This window comes from Agromyces atrinae, from assembly GCF_013407835.1.
Taxonomy (GTDB): Bacteria; Actinomycetota; Actinomycetes; order Actinomycetales; family Microbacteriaceae; genus Agromyces; species Agromyces atrinae.
The window spans coordinates 963,976-982,313 of sequence record NZ_JACCBI010000001.1 but is presented as its reverse complement, the minus strand read 5'-3'; the positions used below and the strand labels follow the sequence as shown (position 1 = coordinate 982,313).

Genomic DNA, 18,338 nt, shown 5'->3' with positions numbered 1-18,338 from the left:
ACCTCATCGTGGCGGAGGCGCGTCGTGTGCGGCGATACACTGACAGGCGTGTCTGCGATCCTCGACGCCCAGAAGAACGATCCTTCCTTCCCCGACGTGTGGGAGGAGATCGTTTGGCGTGGCCTCGTTCACGTCTCGACGAACGAGACCGAGCTGAAGGAGCTGCTCGCGGGCGGATCGATCACGTACTACTGCGGGTTCGATCCCACGGCGCCGAGTCTCCACCTGGGCAACCTCGTGCAACTGCTGCTCATGCGCCGCCTCCAGCTCGCGGGGCACCGCCCGCTGGGTCTCGTCGGGGGCTCGACAGGACTTGTGGGTGACCCGCGGCCGTCGGCCGAGCGCACGCTGAACACCAAGGAGACCGTCGCCGAGTGGGTCGGATACCTCCAGGGGCAGGTCTCCCGATTCCTCTCGGATGACGGCGAGAACGGCGTCACGCTCGTCAACAACCTCGACTGGACGGCGCCGCTGTCGGCCATCGACTTCCTCCGAGAGATCGGCAAGCACTATCGCGTCGGCACCATGCTCAAGAAGGACGCCGTCGCAGCCCGGCTCAATTCGGACGCGGGCATCAGCTACACGGAGTTCAGCTACCAGATCCTTCAGGGCCTCGACTTCCTCGAGCTCTTCCGTCAGTACGGATGCGTGCTGCAGACCGGAGGCAGCGATCAGTGGGGAAACCTCACGAGCGGAACGGACCTCATCCGACGGGTCGAGGGCGAGGGCGTGCACGCCATCGGCACGCCCCTCATCACGAACAGTGACGGCACCAAGTTCGGCAAGAGCGAGGGCAATGCGATCTGGCTCGACGCCGAGATGTGCAGCCCGTACCGCTTCTACCAGTTCTGGCTCAACACCGACGACGCCGATGTCGTCGAGCGCCTGAAGATCTTCACCTTCCTGAGCCGCGCGGAGATCGAGCAACTCCAGTCGCTCGTCGAAGCCGAGCCCTTCCGGCGTGAGGCGCAGCGCACCCTCGCTCGCGAGGTCACCCGCATCGTGCATGGCGACGAGGCGACGGATGCCGTCATCCACGCTTCTCAGGCGCTGTTCGGCAACGGCGATCTCGACGTGCTCGACGCTGCGACCCTCGAAGCTGCTCTCCGCGAGCTGCCGAACACGACGACATCGATCGATGCATCGATCGCGCACCTCCTCGCCGACACCGGTCTCACGCAGAGTCTCAGTGAGGCGAGGCGGGCGATCTCGCAGGGCGGTGTCTACGTTAACAACGTCAAGGTCGACGACGCCGATGCCACGATCGAAGGTCGATCGCTGGCGAGCGGCATGGCCGTGCTCCGTCGCGGCAAGAAGACCCTCGCCGGCGTCTTCGTCGTCTGACCCGCACCGCTGCCCTCGCGTCTGACTATGGTCGGATGTGACGGGCGGGGGAGCGCGGCGATGATGCACACGGCGGGTCCGTCGAAGTCTGACGCTGCGCGAATCGCCGTCGTGCTCTGCCTCGCTGCGGTCGCGGTCGTCGCCTGCTGGGCGCTCGCGCCGATGCGATCGCTGTGTCCGACCGTCTACCCGGCCCCGCCGGAATGCTTCGGGACGGATCGCGCCCCGATCGCCCTGCTCGCGAGCACGATCATCGTCGTCATCGCACTCGTGCTGTTCGTCGTCTTCGTCGTGCGCGGGCGGGATGCGCGAACTCGAATCGGGGCGAGTCTCGGCCGCGCCCTCGGGATCGCCGTCGTCGCCGGCCCTCTGGTCGTGGTGTCGAGTGCCGGTTTCGTCGTCGACGGGGGACTGGTCGCTCTCGGTGCGGTGGTTCTCTCGTGCGCCGTCGGCATCGTTGCGCTGACGCGTGAGCGATCTGAGCATCGCTCAGATGACAGAGAACCCCGGAATTCCGCGGAAGTGACCCGCGACACGCCCGGGATGCAGGGGTGATTTGCGGCACCCCTGGAATCCCCGTAATGTAATCACTCGTCGCCCCAAAGGTGCGGGAAGCGGAAGAGCTTCTCGGCCTCAAGCGGGACAATCCAAGCCTCAGAAACAAGATCACATCTTGGGTCGAGCTTGATGACGTCGGGTCTTATTCCACTCGTGGAGAAGATCGGGCGGAACGAGAAAAGCCTCGTGAGACCACTCCTTATATAAGGGGTGAGAACCGAGAGCGTCCGTTCCTTGAGAACTCAACAGCGTGCACTATGTTCAATGCCAAATTTATACCTCGGCATTGCCTCGTTTGGGGTGATGTGGTGGTTTCTTTGAGATTGATACGGACAGCCAGCAATGTTGGTTGTTTGTTCAGCTAGTATCAAACAATTTTTTTTGGAGAGTTTGATCCTGGCTCAGGACGAACGCTGGCGGCGTGCTTAACACATGCAAGTCGAACGATGAAGGAGAGCTTGCTCTTTGGATTAGTGGCGAACGGGTGAGTAACACGTGAGTAACCTGCCCTGGACTCTGGGATAACTGCGGGAAACTGTAGCTAATACCGGATATGACCTTGGATCGCATGATTCTTGGTGGAAAGTTTTTCGGTCTGGGATGGACTCGCGGCCTATCAGCTTGTTGGTGAGGTAATGGCTCACCAAGGCGTCGACGGGTAGCCGGCCTGAGAGGGTGACCGGCCACACTGGGACTGAGACACGGCCCAGACTCCTACGGGAGGCAGCAGTGGGGAATATTGCACAATGGGCGCAAGCCTGATGCAGCAACGCCGCGTGGGGGATGACGGCCTTCGGGTTGTAAACCTCTTTTAGTAAGGAAGAAGCCTTCGGGTGACGGTACTTGCAGAAAAAGCACCGGCTAACTACGTGCCAGCAGCCGCGGTAATACGTAGGGTGCAAGCGTTGTCCGGAATTATTGGGCGTAAAGAGCTCGTAGGCGGTTTGTCGCGTCTGCTGTGAAATCCCGAGGCTCAACCTCGGGCGTGCAGTGGGTACGGGCAGACTGGAGTGCGGTAGGGGAGAATGGAATTCCTGGTGTAGCGGTGGAATGCGCAGATATCAGGAGGAACACCGATGGCGAAGGCAGTTCTCTGGGCCGTAACTGACGCTGAGGAGCGAAAGCGTGGGGAGCGAACAGGATTAGATACCCTGGTAGTCCACGCCGTAAACGTTGGGCGCTAGATGTGGGGACCTTTCCACGGTTTCCGTGTCGTAGCTAACGCATTAAGCGCCCCGCCTGGGGAGTACGGCCGCAAGGCTAAAACTCAAAGGAATTGACGGGGGCCCGCACAAGCGGCGGAGCATGCGGATTAATTCGATGCAACGCGAAGAACCTTACCAAGGCTTGACATGTACGAGAACGCCTCAGAAATGAGGAACTCTTTGGACACTCGTATGCAGGTGGTGCATGGTTGTCGTCAGCTCGTGTCGTGAGATGTTGGGTTAAGTCCCGCAACGAGCGCAACCCTCGTCGTATGTTGCCAGCACGTAATGGTGGGAACTCATATGAGACTGCCGGGGTCAACTCGGAGGAAGGTGGGGATGACGTCAAATCATCATGCCCCTTATGTCTTGGGCTTCACGCATGCTACAATGGCCGGTACAAAGGGCTGCGATGTCGTAAGGCGGAGCGAATCCCAAAAAGCCGGTCTCAGTTCGGATTGAGGTCTGCAACTCGACCTCATGAAGTCGGAGTCGCTAGTAATCGCAGATCAGCAACGCTGCGGTGAATACGTTCCCGGGCCTTGTACACACCGCCCGTCAAGTCATGAAAGTCGGTAACACCCGAAGCCAGTGGCCTAACCGTAAGGAGGGAGCTGTCGAAGGTGGGATCGGTGATTAGGACTAAGTCGTAACAAGGTAGCCGTACCGGAAGGTGCGGCTGGATCACCTCCTTTCTAAGGAGCAACTCGGAATCCTCTTCGGGGGGTTTCGCAGTGCGCCAGATCACGATCATCAGACCGTTGGGTTTGCTCTGAGTCGTGCTGGTTGCTCATGGGTGGAACATTGACATAGGTGCTTTCGTGAATTGCTTCTGTTGAGTACGCCGGCCCTTGGGTTGGTTGGAAAGGTGGGGGTGGTGAGTGGGGGTACATGCACGCTGTTGGGTCCTGAGGGACCGGACAACATCACCGTCACGGTGGTGGTTTCCCGTAAGGGGGGCTACTGGTGTGGTGGGGGTGTGGCGGGATCTCTCGGATCTCTGCTGAAGGTGGCTGTGGCTGCTGGGGGTGGGGGTTCCGACCGTATTTTGAGAACTACATAGTGGACGCGAGCATCTTAGATTCAACACATTCGTGTGTTGGGTCACAAAGATTTTTAGGACATCACCTTCTGGGTGGTGTTCGACTAATCATTGGTCAATTTCGCAGCACCCTTTGGGTGTTGCAACGAATTCGATCGAACTCATGTGATTTCAAGTTTCTAAGAGCAGACGGTGGATGCCTTGGCATCTGGAGCCGAAGAAGGACGTCGTAATCTGCGATAAGCCTCGGGGAGTTGATAAACGAGCTGTGATCCGAGGATTTCCGAATGGGGAAACCCCGCCAGGCCCTTTGGGTGACCTGGTGACTCCCGCCTGAATATATAGGGCGGGTAGAGGGAACGTGGGGAAGTGAAACATCTCAGTACCCACAGGAAGAGAAAACAATAGTGATTCCGTTAGTAGTGGCGAGCGAACGCGGATCAGGCTAAACCGTGCCTGTGTGATACCCGGCAGGGGTTGCAGGTTCGGGGTTGTGGGACTTTCCGTGATGTGCTGCCGCACATCGACAGTGACGTGTTGCGTATAGACGAACAGGATTGAAAGCCTGACCAGAGACGGTGTGAGTCCGGTAGTCGAAATGCGTGGCCGGCTGGGGAAGTATCCCAAGTAGCACGGGGCCCGAGAAATCCCGTGTGAATCTGTCAGGACCACCTGATAAGCCTAAATACTCCCAGATGACCGATAGCGGACAAGTACCGTGAGGGAAAGGTGAAAAGTACCCCGGGAGGGGAGTGAAATAGTACCTGAAACCGTCTGCTTACAAACCGTTGGAGCCTCCTTGTTGGGGTGACAGCGTGCCTTTTGAAGAATGAGCCTGCGAGTTAGTGATATGTGGCGAGGTTAACCCGTGAGGGGCAGCCGTAGCGAAAGCGAGTCTGAATAGGGCGATTCAGTCGCATGTCCTAGACCCGAAGCGAAGTGATCTATCCATGGCCAGGTTGAAGCGACGGTAAGACGTCGTGGAGGACCGAACCCACTTCAGTTGAAAATGGAGGGGATGAGCTGTGGATAGGGGTGAAAGGCCAATCAAACTTCGTGATAGCTGGTTCTCTCCGAAATGCATTTAGGTGCAGCGTTGCGTGTTTCTTGCCGGAGGTAGAGCTACTGGATAGCCGATGGGCCCCAAAAGGTTACTGACGTTAGCCAAACTCCGAATGCCGGTAAGTGAGAGCGCAGCAGTGAGACGGTGGGGGATAAGCTTCATCGTCGAGAGGGAAACAACCCAGACCACCGACTAAGGTCCCTAAGCGCGTGCTAAGTGGGAAAGGATGTGGAGTTGCACAGACAACCAGGAGGTTGGCTTAGAAGCAGCCACCCTTGAAAGAGTGCGTAATAGCTCACTGGTCAAGTGATTCCGCGCCGACAATGTAACGGGGCTCAAGCACGCCACCGAAGTCGTGGCATTGACGCTATAGATCAGCCGCACCCTTGTGGTGTTGGTTCAGTCGTGTTGATGGGTAGGAGAGCGTCGTGTGGCCAGCGAAGCGGCGGTGTAAACCAGCCGTGGAGGCTACACGAGTGAGAATGCAGGCATGAGTAGCGAAAGACGGGTGAGAAACCCGTCCTCCGGAAGACCAAGGGTTCCAGGGTCAAGCTAATCTTCCCTGGGTAAGTCGGGACCTAAGGCGAGGCCGACAGGCGTAGTCGATGGACAACGGGTTGATATTCCCGTACCGGCGAAGAACCGCCCAAGCTAATCCAGTAGTGCTAACCATCCGAAACCCCCACCGTGCTCCTTCGGGAGTGCATCGGGGGTGGAGCGTGGGACCCCGTTCTGGTGCGGTTAGCGTATTAACAGGTGTGACGCAGGAAGGTAGCCGAAGCCGGGCGATGGTAGACCCGGTCCAAGCGTGTAGGCCGAGAGATAGGCAAATCCGTCTCTCATATAAGGCTGAGACGTGATGGGGAGACGCAAGTCGAAGTCGGTGATCCTCAGCTGCCAAGAAAAGCATCGACGCGAGGTTCTAGCCGCCCGTACCCCAAACCGACTCAGGTGGTCAGGTAGAGAATACTAAGGAGATCGAGAGAATCGTGGTTAAGGAACTCGGCAAAATGCCCCCGTAACTTCGGGAGAAGGGGGGCCTGAGGCGTATTAGGACTTGCTCCGAAAGCGTTCGATGGCCGCAGAGACCAGTGGGAAGCGACTGTTTACTAAAAACACAGGTCCGTGCTAAGTCGCAAGACGATGTATACGGACTGACGCCTGCCCGGTGCTGGAAGGTTAAGAGGACCGGTTAGCCGCAAGGCGAAGCTGAGAATTTAAGCCCCAGTAAACGGCGGTGGTAACTATAACCATCCTAAGGTAGCGAAATTCCTTGTCGGGTAAGTTCCGACCTGCACGAATGGCGTAACGACTTCCCAGCTGTCTCAACCGCGAACTCGGCGAAATTGCACTACGAGTAAAGATGCTCGTTACGCGCAGCAGGACGGAAAGACCCCGTGACCTTTACTACAGCTTGGTATTGGTGTTCGGTGTGGCTTGTGTAGGATAGGTGGGAGACTGTGAAGCGGGCACGCTAGTGTTCGTGGAGTCATTGTTGAAATACCACTCTGGTCACTCTGGATATCTAACTTCGAACCGTGATCCGGTTCAGGGACAGTGCCTGGTGGGTAGTTTAACTGGGGCGGTTGCCTCCCAAAAAGTAACGGAGGCGCCCAAAGGTTCCCTCAACCTGGTTGGCAATCAGGTGGCGAGTGTAAGTGCACAAGGGAGCTTGACTGTGAGACTGACAGGTCGAGCAGGGACGAAAGTCGGGACTAGTGATCCGGCAGTGGCTTGTGGAAGCGCTGTCGCTCAACGGATAAAAGGTACCTCGGGGATAACAGGCTGATCTTGCCCAAGAGTCCATATCGACGGCATGGTTTGGCACCTCGATGTCGGCTCGTCGCATCCTGGGGCTGGAGTAGGTCCCAAGGGTTGGGCTGTTCGCCCATTAAAGCGGTACGCGAGCTGGGTTTAGAACGTCGTGAGACAGTTCGGTCCCTATCCGCTGCGCGCGCAGGAAATTTGAGAGGATCTGACCCTAGTACGAGAGGACCGGGTTGGACGAACCTCTGGTGTGCCAGTTGTTCCGCCAGGAGCACCGCTGGTTAGCTACGTTCGGGATGGATAACCGCTGAAAGCATCTAAGCGGGAAGCCGGCCTCAAGATGAGATTTCCATCCCTTCGGGGGAGAGGCTCCCAGCCAGACGACTGGGTTGATAGGCCGGATGTGGAAGCGAGGACGAAAGACTCGTGAAGCTGACCGGTACTAATAAGCCGATAACTTGACAATCACTACACCCATACGTTTGAACACATTCATGTAAAGGCCGTATGAGGTGGCAGAAGATCTGCTCGCGTCCACTCTGTGGTTCCCGACATACGGTCGGGCAACACACAACACAACATATGTTTCGTGAAACGCCCTACCCACACCCCTCACCGGGGTGTTGGTCGAGAGAGTTTCGGCGGCCATAGCGCGAGGGAAACGCCCGGACACATTCCGAACCCGGAAGCTAAGACTCGCAGCGCCGATGGTACTGCAGGGGGGACCCTGTGGGAGAGTAGGACACCGCCGGACAACCATTACATGATGGCCACCCCACACCGGGGTGGCCATCATGCTTTAACACCACGCACTACAGTTCCACGTAGTCAACGACAGGAAAACAGTGAGCGAGAACGACAACTCCAACGGCAACCGCGACGAGCGGCGAACCGAGCGGGGTGCGCCTCGCTCGAATGACCGCGGCCGGTACGGTGACGAGCGACGAAGCTCGTCCGATCGGCCTCAGCGAGACGATCGGAAGCCCTACGGCGAGCGACCGCAGCGCGATGGTCAGCGTTCCTACGGTGACCGTCCGCAGCGCGATGATCGGAAGCCGTATGGCAACCGCCCGCAGCGCGATGGTCAGCGTTCCTACGGTGACCGTCCGCAGCGAGACGATCGGAAGCCCTACGGCGACCGACCGCAGCGCGATGGCCAGCGCACTTCGGGCGACCGTAAGCCGTACGGTGATCGTCCGCAGCGCGATGATCGGAAGCCCTATGGCGACCGGCCTCAGCGCGACGGTCAGCGTCCCTACGGTGACCGTCCGCAGCGTGACGATCGGAAGCCCTACGGCGACCGTCCGCAGCGTGACGGCGCACGCCCGTCGGGCGACCGCAAGCCGTATGGCGACCGTCCCCAGCGTGACGATCGGAAGCCGTATGGTGACCGTCCGCAGCGTGATGGACAGCGTTCCTACGGCGATCGCCCGCAGCGTGATGGACAGCGTTCCTACGGGGATCGCCCGCAGCGCGATGATCGGAAGCCGTACGGTGACCGTCCGCAGCGTGATGGACAGCGTTCCTATGGTGATCGTCCGCAGCGTGACGACCGGAAGCCGTACGGTGACCGCCCGCAGCGTGACGGCGCACGTCCGTCGGGCGACCGGAAGCCCTACGGCGACCGTACCCAGCGAGACGACCGCAAGCCCTACGGCGACCGTCCTCAGCGCGATGGCCAGCGATCCTACGGGGACCGTCCGCAGCGCGACGACCGGAAGCCCTACGGCGACCGTCCGCAGCGTGATGATCGGAAGCCCTACGGTGACCGTCCGCAGCGTGACGGCGCACGTCCGTCGGGCGACCGCAAGCCCTACGGCGACCGTCCCCAGCGTGACGACCGGAAGCCCTATGGCGACCGTCCTCAGCGCGACGGACAGCGATCCTACGGTGATCGTCCGCAGCGTGACGACCGTAAGCCGTACGGCGACCGCCCGCAGCGCGATGGCCAGCGTTCCTACGGTGACCGCGATCGTGGAGCGCGTGATGAGCGCCCGAGCGACTCGGCACCCCGTCACGACGATCCGTGGCTCGATGATTCGATCGAGGCGAAGCAACTCGATCGCGGAGCTCGCGCTGAACTGAAGACCCTCAGCAAGGAGAACGCCGACTGGGTCGCCCGCCACCTCGTTGCGGCAGGTGAGGTTCTCGACGACGATCCTCAGCTCGCTCATGAGCACGCTCTCGCTGCAGCGCGTCGCGCCGGACGCATCGGCGTCGTGCGCGAAACGCTCGCGATCACGGCATACGCCACGGGCGACTTCACGCTCGCACTCCGCGAGCTGCGGACCTACCGGCGACTCTCGGGCAGTAACGAGCAGCTTCCGCTCATGGTCGATAGTGAGCGCGGGATCGGTCGACCCGATCGCGCACTCGAGCTCGGCCGATCGGTCGATCGCTCGACGCTGCCTCCGTCGGTGCAGGTGGGACTGGCGATCGCGATGTCGGGCGCACGCCTCGATCTCGATCAGCTGGAGATGGCGCGTGCGGAGCTCGAGATCCCGCAGCTCGATGCCGACGTCGCGTACACCTACAGCCCCGCGCTGTTCGCGGCCTACGCCGAGGTACTCGAAGCGCTCGGGCTGAACGTCGAGGCCGGCGCTTGGCGCGGCCATGCTGAGCGTGCGGAAGCGGCTCTCGACGCGCATCTCGCCGACGACGAGACGATCGAGATCTTCGAGCTCGAGGTTCCCGTCGATGAGATCGCGCAATCGACGGATGCCGCTGACGACGTCTCCGAGGATGGAGAGGCGATCGCCGTCGACATCGACGCCGACGAATCCGAGCTCGCTGCTGATGAGCCGGCTCCTGTCGTCGACGAGGAGTTGGATGCCGCGGCCGTCGCCGCCGTCTCGGCGGAGGACGAGCTCGAGGAACTCCTGGCGGAAGCGGAAGCGGAAGCGGAAGCGGAAGCCGAAGCGGAGGCGTCTTCCGAGCCCGACACGGCCGATGCGGTCGCCGAACCGGTGGTGGAGAAGATCGCCGCGCCGAAGGCGAAGCGCGTGTCGAAGGCGAAGGCCGTAGCCGTCGAGACTGCTGAGGTCGAGGAAACGCCGGCGCCGAAGGCGAAGCGTGTGACGAAGGCTAAGGCCGCACCCGTTGAGACTGCTGAGGTCGAGGAAGCGCCGGCGCCGAAGGCGAAGCGTGTGACGAAGGCTAAGGCCGCACCCGTCGAGACTGCTGACGTCGAGGAAGCGCCCGCGCCGAAGGCGAAGCGTGTGACGAAGGCTAAGGCCGCACCCGTCGAGACTGCTGACGTCGAGGAAACGCCGGCGCCGAAGGCGAAGCGTGCGACGAAGGCCAAGGCCGCACCCGTCGAGACTGCCGAGGTCGAGGAGGCGCCCGCGCCGAAGGCGAAGCGCGTGACAAAGGCCAAGGCCGCAGCCACGGAGGCGGACTCGAAGGGAGACGCCGGTGCGCGCTAAGCGGACCGGTCCTACTCCGCTCGAGGGCGTCGACGTGGTCCTGACGGATCTCGATGGCGTCGTCTACGCGGGCCCCCACGCGATTCCCCATGCCGTCGAAGCGCTGAACCGGGCGAGCGAGTCCCGCCGCGTCGGCTACATCACCAACAACGCGTCGCGGAGTGACGCCTCGGTCGCCGCACACCTGAGCGAGCTCGGTCTGAACGTCGCGCCCGCCGATGTGGTGACGTCTCCTCAGGCCGCCATGAGGCTCTTGGCCGAGGTCGTCCCGGCCGGATCCCGCGTGCTCGTGATCGGTGGCGAGGGCATCACCACCGAGCTCGAGCGCAACGGCTACACCGCGACGCGCTCCGCCGATGACGCGCCCGCCGCCGTCATCCAGGGCTTCACGCCCGAGATCGGGTGGGCGCACCTGGCCGAGGCCGCGTTCGCGCTCGCGCCGGATGCCGCGGGCGAGCGGATCCCATGGATCGCGACGAACACCGACTGGACGATCCCCGTCGCGCGGGGCATCGCTCCGGGCAACGGCACCCTCGTCGCCGCCGTCCACACGGCCGTCGGCATCCTTCCGCAGGTCGCCGGCAAGCCCGAGACGCCCATCTTCGACGTCGCGCGAGAGCGCTTCGCCGCCGAGAACGCGATCATGATCGGTGATCGCCTCGACACCGACATCCTCGGGGCCAATCGTGCCGGTATCCGATCCGTCGCCGTCCTGACGGGTATCGATCGTGAGAAGCAGCTGCTCGCGGCCAAACCCGACGAGCGCCCGACCTTCATCGTTCGCGATCTGCGCGAGCTGGACGAGCCGTATCCCGAGATCGAGCGCCGTCGCGATGAGGTGCGGGTGCGTGGTGCACGCGTCAAGCTCAGCGGCAACCGCGTCGAGATCGTGAAGGCCGGCGATGACGCGACCGACCTGCTGCGCGCCGCATGCACGCTCATCTGGGAGTCGGGCACGCCCATCCACGCCCTCATCGTGCCCGAGTCGCTCTACCTCTGACGGGTCGTTGTCGGGGTAACGTAAAGGGATGAGCGACATCCCCGATGACCGAGCCGAGAACGAGCTCGTCTCTCGTATGCGCCTCATCGAAGACCAGCCGCTCGAAGCGCGCGCGGCGTCGTACACGCAGGTGTACGACGAGCTGCGTGCGGCACTCGAAGACGCCGATCCCGCTCGAACCGACGCCCGCACTCCGGGGCCGGGGCGGTCGGTGTAGCCCGTGGCACCTGCTTCCGACGATTCCCTCCGACTCGACGCCGCTCTCGCCGCGCGCGGTCTCGCTCGATCGCGGACGCACGCGGCGACGCTCATCGCCGACGGCCTCGTGAGCATCGACGGTCGACCCGTCGTCAAGGCTTCGATCCGTGTCGCTCCGGACGCCGTCGTGACAGTCGCCGGCGCTGACCACTACGTGAGCAGGGCTGCGCACAAGCTGATCGCGGCGCTCGACGAGTTCGACGTCGTCGTCGACGGTCGTGTCGCGCTCGACGCCGGAGCCTCGACCGGCGGCTTCTCCCAAGTGCTCCTCGAGCGCGGCGCCCGCACGGTCTTCGCGGTCGACGTCGGGCACGGACAGCTCGCCCCCGAGCTGCGTTCCGAGCCCCGTCTCGTCGTCGCCGAGGGCGTCAACGTGCGGCACCTCACCCGAGCGTCCCTCGCTGAGATCGTCGGCTCGAGGGACGTACCCGATCTCGTGACCGCCGATCTGTCGTTCATCTCTCTCACCACGGTGCTTCCCGCACTGCGGGAGACCGCGACCGACGACGCCGACTTCGTGCTGCTCATCAAGCCGCAGTTCGAGGTGGGCCGCGGGGGAGTGCGCGAGGGAGTCGTCCGTGACGCATCGCTTCGACAGGACGCCGTCATGAACGTGCTCTGGGCCGCGCACGACCTGGGTCTTCGAACGGTCGGACTCTCGTCCTCCCCATTGCTCGGAAGTCACGGCAATCACGAGTATCTCGTCCGGTTCAGCGCGATCGAGGGCGGTGATCCGTCAGAATGGACGAAGCGGATTCCGGCCGTGACGGGAGGGTGATCGAGTGAGCATTCGACGGTTCCTCGTCGTCTCGCACACCGGGCGCCGCGAATCGCTCGAGGCGACGACCGAGGTGTGCCACCGGTTGTCCGAGGCCGGGGCTATCGCGGTCATCGACGGTGACGAGTGGGACGATGTCCTCGCATTCGACCCGACCCTCGACGGTTCGGTCGAGCGCCTCGGTGACGGCATCGACGGCATCGAGCTGGCGATCGTGCTCGGAGGCGACGGAACGATCCTGAAGGCCGCCGAATTGGTGCGCGGCTCGACGGCGCCGCTCCTCGGCGTGAACCTCGGCCATGTCGGCTTCCTCGCCGAGAGCGAGCGCGACGATCTGGCCGACGCCGTGGCACGTGCGCTCGCGGGTGACTACCGCGTCGAAGAACGCATGACGCTCGCCGTACGCGTGAAGCGAGACAGCGAAGTGGTCTTCGAGACGTGGGCCCTCAACGAGGCGACGGTCGAGAAGGCGGAGCGCGAGCGCATGCTCGAGGTCATCGTCGAGGTCGACCGTCGACCGCTCTCGAGCTTCGGCTGCGACGGAGTCGTCATGTCGACACCGACTGGCTCCACGGCCTACTCGTTCTCGGCCGGAGGGCCCGTGGTCTGGCCCGGTGTCGAGGCACTGCTCATGGTTCCGCTGAGCGCCCACGCGCTCTTCGCGCGGCCGCTCGTCGTCGGCCCCGACTCGTCGCTCGCGGTCGAAGTGCTCCCGCGCACCGGCGCGTCGGCGGTGCTGTGGTGTGACGGTCGCCGATTCTTCGAACTTCCGCCGGGAGCGCGCGTCGTCGTCACGCGCTCCGACGTGCCGGTGCGACTCGCACGTCTTCACGAAGCGCCCTTCACCGATCGCCTCGTGAACAAGTTCCAGCTTCCGGTCGCAGGATGGCGAGGGCCGATCGCGCGTGATTGACGAACTCTCGATCAGAGATCTCGGCGTCATCGCCGATGCGACGCTGCCGCTCGGTCCCGGCTTCACCGCGGTCACCGGCGAGACCGGCGCGGGTAAGACCATGGTCGTCACCGCCCTCGGCCTCCTTCTCGGCTCCCGAGCGGATGCCGGCGCGGTGCGATCCGGCCAGCCGCAGGCCTGGGTCGAAGGGCGCTGGATCGTCGCCGAAGACGGTGCCGTCGCCGAGCGTGTCGTCGAAGCCGGCGGACAACTCGACGGCCCTGAGCTTCTGCTCGGCCGTTCGGTGTCCGCCGAGGGGCGCAGTCGCGCCGTCGTCGGCGGACGGAGCGCGCCGATCGGTGTTCTCGCCGAGCTCGGCGAACAACTCGTCGTCGTGCACGGTCAGTCCGAGCAGGTTCGCCTGCGCTCGGCGACGGCCCAGCGCGACGCGCTCGACCGTTTCGCCGGTCCCGATCTCGCACGCGCGCTCGGCGAGTACCGCGTCGTCTTCGATCGCTGGCGTGCGACGGCGGACGAGCTCGAACGACTGACGACCGCGCGCGACCAGCGTGCGCGGGAAGCGCGTGACCTGCGCTCCGCGCTCGACGAGATCGAAGCGGTCGATCCGCAGCCCGGCGAAGACGATGAGCTCCAGGCGCGTGCAGAGCGTCTCTCGAATCTCGAAGAGCTCCGATCTGCGGCGGCGCAGGCGCATGACCTGCTCTCGAGCGAGGCGGCCGACGGCGCGATGGATGCCGTCGCACTCGTCGAGACCGCTCGCCGCCAGATCGAGCGCGCCGTCGCGCACGACGCCGTGCTTTCACCGATCAACGACGGGCTGGCGAACGTCGGCTTCCTGCTGGCCGATCTGGCGACCGAACTCTCCGGCTACCTCGCCGGCCTCGACGCCGATGGTGCGCGCGAGCTCGAGGTCGTACAGGAGCGTCGAGCGGTGCTGTCAGCGCTCATCCGGCAGCACGGCACGTCGCTCGACGATGTGCTCGCACTCCGTGAGAACGGTGGCCTCCGCCTGCTCGACCTCGACGGCGACGCCGACCGCGTGGTCGAGCTCGAGGCACTGCTCGCCTCGGACACCGAGCAGATCGGTGAGCTGCGGGCGAGGGTCACCGCACTCCGCGAGGCGGCAGCGGTCGAGCTCGAGATCCGCGTCACCGACGAGCTGACGGCGCTCGCGATGCCCGACGCCCGACTGACCGTGCGCGTCGAGCCGCTCGATGAGCCGTCGTCGCACGGCGGTGACGCCGTCACGCTGCTCCTCAGCCCGCATCCGGGAGCTGAGCCTCGCCCCATCGGCCGCGGCGCGTCCGGCGGCGAACTCTCACGAGTCATGCTCGCGCTCGAAGTCGTCATCGCGGCGACCGACCCGGTTCCGACATTCGTCTTCGACGAGGTCGACGCGGGCGTCGGCGGTGCTGCCGCGATCGAGATCGGTCGTCGACTCGCGAAACTCGCCGAGTCGTCGCAGGTCATCGTCGTGACCCATCTCGCGCAGGTCGCCGCCTTCGCCCGCAATCATCTGAGCGTCGTCAAGGGCACCGACGGCTCGGTCACCGAGTCGAGTGTGCAGCAGCTGACCGGCGATGCACGCATCGGAGAGATGGCCCGACTCCTGTCGGGTCTCAGCGACTCCGACAACGCCCTCGCCCACGCTCGCGAGCTGCTCGATGTCGCAGCCCGTCCCACTCCAGCCTGATAGGATAGAAGCCCGTGGTGGAAATTATTGACGCGGATCGTTCAAACGGCATTACCAAGCACATCTTCGTGACCGGTGGTGTCGTTTCTTCGTTGGGCAAGGGCCTGACAGCTGCCAGTCTCGGCAACCTTCTGACGGCACGCGGCCTCCGCGTCGTCATGCAGAAGCTCGACCCCTATCTGAACGTCGACCCGGGAACGATGAACCCGTTCCAGCACGGCGAGGTGTTCGTGACGGACGACGGCGCTGAGACCGACCTCGACATCGGCCACTACGAGCGCTTCCTCGACATCAACCTGAGCCAGGCGGCGAACGTCACGACCGGCCAGATCTACTCGAGCGTCATCGCCAAGGAGCGCCGCGGCGAGTACCTGGGCGACACCGTGCAGGTCATCCCGCACATCACCGACGAGATCAAGCGCCGCATGCGCCTGCAGGCGAGCGAAGACCCGCGCCCCGACGTCATCATCACCGAGATCGGTGGAACGGTCGGCGACATCGAGTCGCAGCCGTTCATCGAGTCGGCACGACAGGTGCGCCACGAGCTCGGCCGCAACAACGTCTTCTTCGTTCACGTCTCGCTCGTTCCCTTCATGGGCGCCTCGGGCGAGCAGAAGACCAAGCCGACGCAGCATTCCGTCGCCACCCTCCGCTCGATCGGTATCCAGCCCGATGCGCTCGTGCTGCGCAGCGACCGCCCGGTCACAGAGTCGAACAAGCGCAAGATCGCGCTCATGTGCGACGTCGACGAGTCCGCCGTGGTCAACGCGGTCGACGTGCCGAGCATCTACGACATCCCGACGATGCTGCACGACCAGGGCCTCGACTCGTACATCATCGACAGCCTCGGCCTGAAGGCCGACGGAGTCGACTGGTCGGGCTGGAGCGAACTGCTCGACACCGTGCACGACCCGAAGCACGAGGTGCGCATCGGCCTCGTCGGCAAGTACATCGACCTGCCCGACGCCTACCTCTCGGTCACTGAAGCGCTGCGCGCGGGCGGCTTCGCCCAGCAGACGAAGGTCAACATCGAGTGGATCCCGTCCGACGAGTGCGAGACCGACGAGGGTGCGGCGCGTCTGCTGTCGCACCTCGACGGCATCTGCGTTCCGGGCGGTTTCGGCGTGCGCGGTATCGAGGGCAAGCTCGGCGCGCTGCGATTCGCTCGCGAGAACAAGATCCCGGTGCTCGGCCTCTGCCTCGGCCTCCAGTGCATGGTCATCGAGTACGCCCGCCACGAGGCCGGCCTCGAGGGCGCCTCGTCGTCGGAGTTCGATCCCGACACTCGCTTCCCCGTCATCGCGACGATGGAGGAGCAGGTCGAGATCATCGCCGGGGGAGACCTCGGCGGCACGATGCGACTCGGCCTCTACCCGGCACAGCTCGGCGAGGGCACGCTCGCGGCCGACCTCTACGAATCGAACGAGGTCTCGGAGCGTCACCGTCACCGCTACGAGGTGAACAACGCCTACCGCGAGCAGATCGCTGAGGCCGGTCTCGTCTTCTCGGGCATGTCGCCGAACCGCCACCTCGTCGAGTTCGTCGAGCTGCCGCGCGACGTGCACCCGTTCTACATCGGCACGCAGGCTCATCCCGAGCTGCGCAGCCGCCCGAACCACGCGCACCCGCTGTTCCGCGGTCTCGTCGGTGCCGCGCGTGAGCGCCAGCAGGCGAGCCTGCTCTTCGACGACGTGAAAGATGACTGAGCCTCTCGGCGATACCCCGGCGCCGGTTCGGGTGCTCGAGACCGAGACGGTGTTCGCCGGTCGCGTGTGGGACATCCGCCGCGACACGTTCGAGTTCGGTGACGAGACGCTCGTGCGCGAGTACATGGATCACCCGGGCGCCGTCGCGGTGCTCGCCCTCGACTCGGAGGATCGCGTTCTGCTCATCAAGCAGTACCGACACCCGATCGGTCGCCGCGAGTGGGAGATCCCTGCCGGTCTCCTCGATGTCGACGGCGAGTCACCGCTCGTGGGCGCGCAGCGCGAGCTGGCCGAGGAGGCCGATATCGTCGCCGACGAGTGGAACGTGCTCGCCGACTTCGACACGACTCCGGGCGGCAGCAACGAGGCGATCCGCATCTACCTCGCCCGCGGCATCCGTGCGGCGGAGACCGTATTCGAGCGCGGAGGTGAGGAAGCCGACATGGAGACCCGCTGGGTCGACCTCGACGAGGTCGTGCAGGCGGTGCTCGCGCGTCGCGTGCAGAACCCGAGTCTCACCGTCGGCGTGCTCGCCGCGTACGTCTCGCGTCAGCAGGGATGGTCCACTCTCGGCGCGCCCGACGCCCCGTGGGACGCGCACCCGAAGAGCGGCTCCCGCTCCGAATGACGGCGGCGGCCGAGGTCGACACGTTCCTCCGGCATCTCGCGATCGAGCGGGGGCTCTCGACCAACACGATCTCCGCCTATCGTCGTGACCTCGCGCTCTACACCGCGTGGCTCGGCGATAACGGGGTCACCGCGATGGGCGACGTGACCCCGGATCACATCTCGGCCTTCGTGCGCCACCTCGGTACCCGCGAGGAGGCGCCGCTCACGTCGTCGTCGATCGCGCGCGTGACGTCGACGGTGCGCGGCTTCCACCGCTTCCTGCTCGACGAGGGCGAAGTCGAGACGGATGCCGCGCGCGACACGAGACCCCCGAAGCTCTCCGCACGACTCCCGAAGGCGATCTCGATCGACCAGGTCGAGCGTCTGCTCGCGGCGACCGATGGCGACAGCGTTCAGCAGCTGCGCGACAAGGCCCTGCTCGAACTGCTCTACGCGACGGGTGCGCGCGTCTCGGAGGCCGTCGCGCTCAACGTCGACGACGTCATCGACGGCGATGTCGTGCGTCTCTTCGGCAAGGGCGGCAAGCAGCGCATCGTGCCCGTCGGGCGCTTCGCGCAGGCGGCGATCGACGCGTACCTCGTGCGTGCGCGCCCGGTGCTGTCGCCGCGCGGTGCGGCGACGCCGGCGCTCTTCCTGGGGCTCCGCGGCCAGCGGGTGTCGCGGCAGAACGCGTGGCTCATCATCCGCGGTGCCGCCGAGCGCGCCGAGCTCGACGTCGAGATATCCCCGCACACGCTCCGGCACTCGTTCGCGACCCATCTGCTCACGGGCGGCGCCGATGTTCGCGTCGTGCAGGAGCTCCTCGGCCATGCCTCCGTCGCGACGACGCAGATCTACACTCTCGTCACGGTCGACACACTCCGGGATATGTACACGTCTGCCCACCCACGTGCTCGGTAGAATCACCAGAGCACGATCGGGCCGACCGCCCATCGCGCCCGACGACAGCAGTAAGG

The 18,338-nt window shown here is 64.1% G+C and carries 12 protein-coding genes and 3 rRNA genes; 14 read left to right on the top strand and 1 reads right to left on the bottom strand.

All coding sequences use genetic code 11. From position 1 onward, the window contains the following. Positions 1–48 precede the first annotated feature (48 nt). The 5 genes from tyrS (at position 49) to rrf (ending at position 7,733) form a co-directional block, all read left to right on the top strand. A complete protein-coding gene (gene tyrS, locus BJ972_RS04775) occupies positions 49–1,344 on the top strand; it encodes a tyrosine--tRNA ligase (RefSeq protein ID WP_206736483.1) in 1,296 nt (431 codons plus the stop codon). A gap of 60 nt (positions 1,345–1,404) precedes the next feature. Further along, positions 1,405–1,899: a hypothetical protein gene (locus tag BJ972_RS04770; RefSeq protein WP_129172676.1), complete on the top strand. Its 495-nt coding sequence runs from the start codon at positions 1,405–1,407 to the stop codon at positions 1,897–1,899. 381 nt (positions 1,900–2,280) lie between these two features. Then, a 16S ribosomal RNA gene (locus tag BJ972_RS04765) occupies positions 2,281–3,802 on the top strand. Positions 3,803–4,318: 516 nt separating this feature from the next. Next, positions 4,319–7,445 (top strand): 23S ribosomal RNA (locus BJ972_RS04760). 171 nt (positions 7,446–7,616) lie between these two features. Next, positions 7,617–7,733: ribosomal RNA gene (rrf, locus tag BJ972_RS04755) — 5S ribosomal RNA — on the top strand. The 16S, 23S and 5S rRNA genes sit together here, the layout of an rRNA operon. Positions 7,734–7,791: 58 nt before the next feature. Here the strand turns inward: rrf and BJ972_RS04750 are convergent. Further along, entirely contained in the window at positions 7,792–9,153 is a 1,362-nt protein-coding gene (locus tag BJ972_RS04750; protein WP_129174700.1) for a hypothetical protein, read from the bottom strand. Positions 9,154–9,198: 45 nt separating this feature from the next. On the opposite strand from BJ972_RS04750, the gene BJ972_RS04745 reads away from it, so the two are divergent. From BJ972_RS04745 to xerD, 9 genes are read left to right on the top strand one after another with little or no spacing between them, the layout of a single operon-like run. After that, on the top strand, positions 9,199–10,404 hold the full coding sequence (locus BJ972_RS04745; RefSeq protein ID WP_129174698.1) for a ribonuclease E domain-containing protein: 1,206 nt from the start codon (positions 9,199–9,201) through the stop codon (positions 10,402–10,404). Continuing rightward, positions 10,394–11,404: an HAD-IIA family hydrolase gene (locus BJ972_RS04740; protein ID WP_129174696.1), complete on the top strand. Its 1,011-nt coding sequence runs from the start codon at positions 10,394–10,396 to the stop codon at positions 11,402–11,404. Before BJ972_RS04745 ends, BJ972_RS04740 begins: the two co-directional genes overlap by 11 nt. A gap of 28 nt (positions 11,405–11,432) precedes the next feature. Continuing rightward, positions 11,433–11,621: a hypothetical protein gene (locus tag BJ972_RS04735; RefSeq protein WP_129174694.1), complete on the top strand. Its 189-nt coding sequence runs from the start codon at positions 11,433–11,435 to the stop codon at positions 11,619–11,621. Positions 11,622–11,624: 3 nt separating this feature from the next. Next, positions 11,625–12,440: a TlyA family RNA methyltransferase gene (locus BJ972_RS04730; protein ID WP_129174692.1), complete on the top strand. Its 816-nt coding sequence runs from the start codon at positions 11,625–11,627 to the stop codon at positions 12,438–12,440. Between the two features lie 4 nt (positions 12,441–12,444). After that, on the top strand, positions 12,445–13,353 hold the full coding sequence (locus tag BJ972_RS04725) for an NAD kinase (RefSeq protein WP_129174690.1): 909 nt from the start codon (positions 12,445–12,447) through the stop codon (positions 13,351–13,353). Next, entirely contained in the window at positions 13,346–15,046 is a 1,701-nt protein-coding gene (gene recN, locus BJ972_RS04720; RefSeq protein ID WP_129174688.1) for a DNA repair protein RecN, read from the top strand. Before BJ972_RS04725 ends, recN begins: the two co-directional genes overlap by 8 nt. A gap of 17 nt (positions 15,047–15,063) precedes the next feature. Then, on the top strand, positions 15,064–16,752 hold the full coding sequence (gene pyrG, locus BJ972_RS04715; RefSeq protein WP_129174750.1) for a CTP synthase: 1,689 nt from the start codon (positions 15,064–15,066) through the stop codon (positions 16,750–16,752). Next, entirely contained in the window at positions 16,745–17,380 is a 636-nt protein-coding gene (locus BJ972_RS04710; RefSeq protein WP_129174686.1) for an NUDIX domain-containing protein, read from the top strand. The genes pyrG and BJ972_RS04710 overlap by 8 nt, the downstream gene beginning before the upstream one ends. Next, positions 17,377–18,282, top strand: coding sequence for a site-specific tyrosine recombinase XerD (gene xerD, locus BJ972_RS04705; protein ID WP_129174767.1), 906 nt, complete (start codon positions 17,377–17,379; stop codon positions 18,280–18,282). Before BJ972_RS04710 ends, xerD begins: the two co-directional genes overlap by 4 nt. The last annotated feature ends 56 nt before the right edge of the window (positions 18,283–18,338 follow it).

Bases quoted from the DNA above. Each gene is read 5' to 3' on its own strand.
- BJ972_RS04735 (WP_129174694.1), top strand. From the start codon at position 11,433: ATGAGCGACATCCCCGATGACCGAGCCGAGAACGAGCTCGTCTCTCGT.
- xerD (WP_129174767.1), top strand. From the start codon at position 17,377: ATGACGGCGGCGGCCGAGGTCGACACGTTCCTCCGGCATCTCGCGATC.
- BJ972_RS04750 (WP_129174700.1), bottom strand. From the start codon at position 9,153: ATGAGCGAGCTGAGGATCGTCGTCGAGAACCTCACCTGCCGCAACGAG.
- BJ972_RS04710 (WP_129174686.1), top strand. From the start codon at position 16,745: ATGACTGAGCCTCTCGGCGATACCCCGGCGCCGGTTCGGGTGCTCGAG.
- BJ972_RS04770 (WP_129172676.1), top strand. From the start codon at position 1,405: ATGATGCACACGGCGGGTCCGTCGAAGTCTGACGCTGCGCGAATCGCC.